Annotated in this window: 1 protein-coding gene; it reads right to left on the bottom strand. The window is 68.3% G+C overall.

The features are described 5' to 3' along the window. On the bottom strand, window positions 1-2,296 hold a 2,296-nt coding region (locus AC31A1_RS50360; protein ID WP_489659743.1), incomplete at both ends, for a cellulose binding domain-containing protein.

Here is a 2,296-nt window from a genome sequence, read left to right as displayed (position 1 = left end):
CCACCGAGGACCCCGCCGCCACCGTCCCGTTCCAGCTCACGTTCTTCGCCGTCACGGCCGCACCCGACTGGGTCCAGTCGGCGTTCCACAGCTGGCCGATCCGCTGCCCGTCGGCGAAGGACCAGCCAAGTGCCCAGCCGCTCCAGGCGGTTGAGCCGGTGTTCGTCAGCTGAACGTCCGCCTGGAAGCCGCCCGTCCACTGGTTCGTGATCGTGTACGTCACCGCGCAGGCGCCCGTGGGCGTCGGATCGCCACCGCCGCCACCCCCGCTGCCTCCGTCGCCGGCGTCGGAGGAGTCGCCGTAGACGACACCGCGCCCGTTCGTCGACACATACACGCGGCCGTAGACCCTGGGGTCACCGGTGATGGCCGCACCCGTCCAACCCCATTGATGCGCATCGTCGTTGATCCGCGTCCAGGTCGCGCCCTTGTCGGTCGAACGGAAGATGCCGCGTACGCCGCCGATCTTCGCGCTGGTGTAGAGCGTCTGGTACGAGGCACCGGTCGCCGCCTTGCCGAAGCCGATGGTGTCGGCCTGGTCGACGTTCGCGAGCTTGGTGAAGGTGGCGCCGCCGTCCGTGGAGTGCCACAGCCCGTACGCCCCGTCGCTCGCCCCGCCCGCCAGCCACACGTCCCCCTTCGTGCCGGGCAGCGCCTTGAAGCGCACGCTGTCACCGCTGGGGAGTCCGGTCGCCGCCGACGTGGTGAAGGTCGCCCCGCCGTCCGAACTGACGTAGAAATGGCCGGACTTGAAGCCGTAGAAGGTTTTCGCATCCACCCGGTCCGACTCGACGATCGCGCCCGCCGGGATACCACTGGACGCGGCCCAGGACGAGCCGAAGCCCGTCGTGTACTGCACACCCGCACCCGCCGGACTCCACACGAACCGACTGCCGTCAGCTGCCGCAGTCACCGTGCCCCCACCGCTCACGCCCGAAGGGTCGGTCCCCGCGAACCAGTTGGCGCCGTTGTCCGTCGAGAACGCGATGTGCGCCCCCGAGTCCGCATTGCCCACGCGTACAACGGTGTTGGGGTTGGTCTCCGCGAAGTCGAGGCTCGTGGTCGTCGTGAAGGTCGGCGAAGTGAACATCATCGAGGGGACCTTGGTCGGATCCGTGTGCCGGAACCCGCCGATGTCGCCCAGCGCGCTGAGGAGTTGGGCCCCGCCGGACGGGGGAGCGGCGAGGTCGTTCACGGCTGTCTCCTCCAGCCCCTGCACCATCGGCTTCACGGTGAACTGGCCGCCGCTGTCCCAGTTCGTCAGGTTCTCCGTGCCGTAGAGCGTCGCCCCCGTCCCGTACATCATGCGGTTCGAGTCGAACGGGTCGATCTCCAGCGACTCGGTCATCCAGCCCAGTTTCGGGGCCTGTTCGGGCGGCGACGGGTTCGCGCCGAAGGTCAGCCAGGGCGAGGACGACACGTCCATGGTGTAGCGGTTCGCACGGTTGGGATACGACGTGTAGTCCCACGCCTTCGTCCAGGTGCCGCCGCTGTCCGTGGAGCGGAAGATCTGCGTGTCCGGCCACCAGGAGCTGTACGCCGTCGCCATGACGGTCCCGGGATGCTGCCGGTCGACGGTCAGACCGCTGAACCCGTAGTAGGTGTCGGCTTCGGCGACCGGGCTGATGTCCGTCCAGGTGCCGGTCGCGGTCGCGTACCGCCACAACTGACCCTTGCCACCGTCGTACGGCCCGCCCTTGTCGCTGTATGCGATGTACAGATAACCGTTGACCGCATCCAGTACACCCTTGTGCGCCAGATACCCGGTGGGCTGCCCGGCCACCCGCGACCACGTGGCCCCCGCGTCCGTCGACCGGTACACGGCGTTGGCCTGGTCCGCGACCCCGACATAGATCGTCTTCGTCGCACTGCCGGCCGTACCCGTCGACTCGTCGAAGGTGACCCAGGCGATGCCCTGGTTGTCGCTGGCGTAGCCGCTCGTGTCGGTCGGATCCTGCACGTAGTTCCCGACGTTGGGGAAGTTCGTCACCTGCGACCAGGTGACCCCGGAGTCGGTGGACCGCCACAACCCCTTCCCGCTCGGCGCCCCCAGATACAGCACGCTGTCCTTGTGGGGATCGACGGCCAGCCGCTCACCCATACCGCGCCCCGGCATGTTCCCGCCGAGCTTGAACGGCAGGTCGGTCTTCTGCCAACTTCCGCCCCGGTCGGCCGACCTGAGCACGGCCCCGTTCGTCGGATCCCAACTGTTCGTGTACGTACCGACAGCCGCGTACACCTTGTCCGGATCAACCGAGTCCGACGCGAGACTCACCACCCCGGTATGCCCCCACTC

This window comes from Streptomyces sp. P5F9, from assembly GCF_057961495.1.
This window is presented reverse-complemented; position numbering and strand designations above follow the sequence as displayed.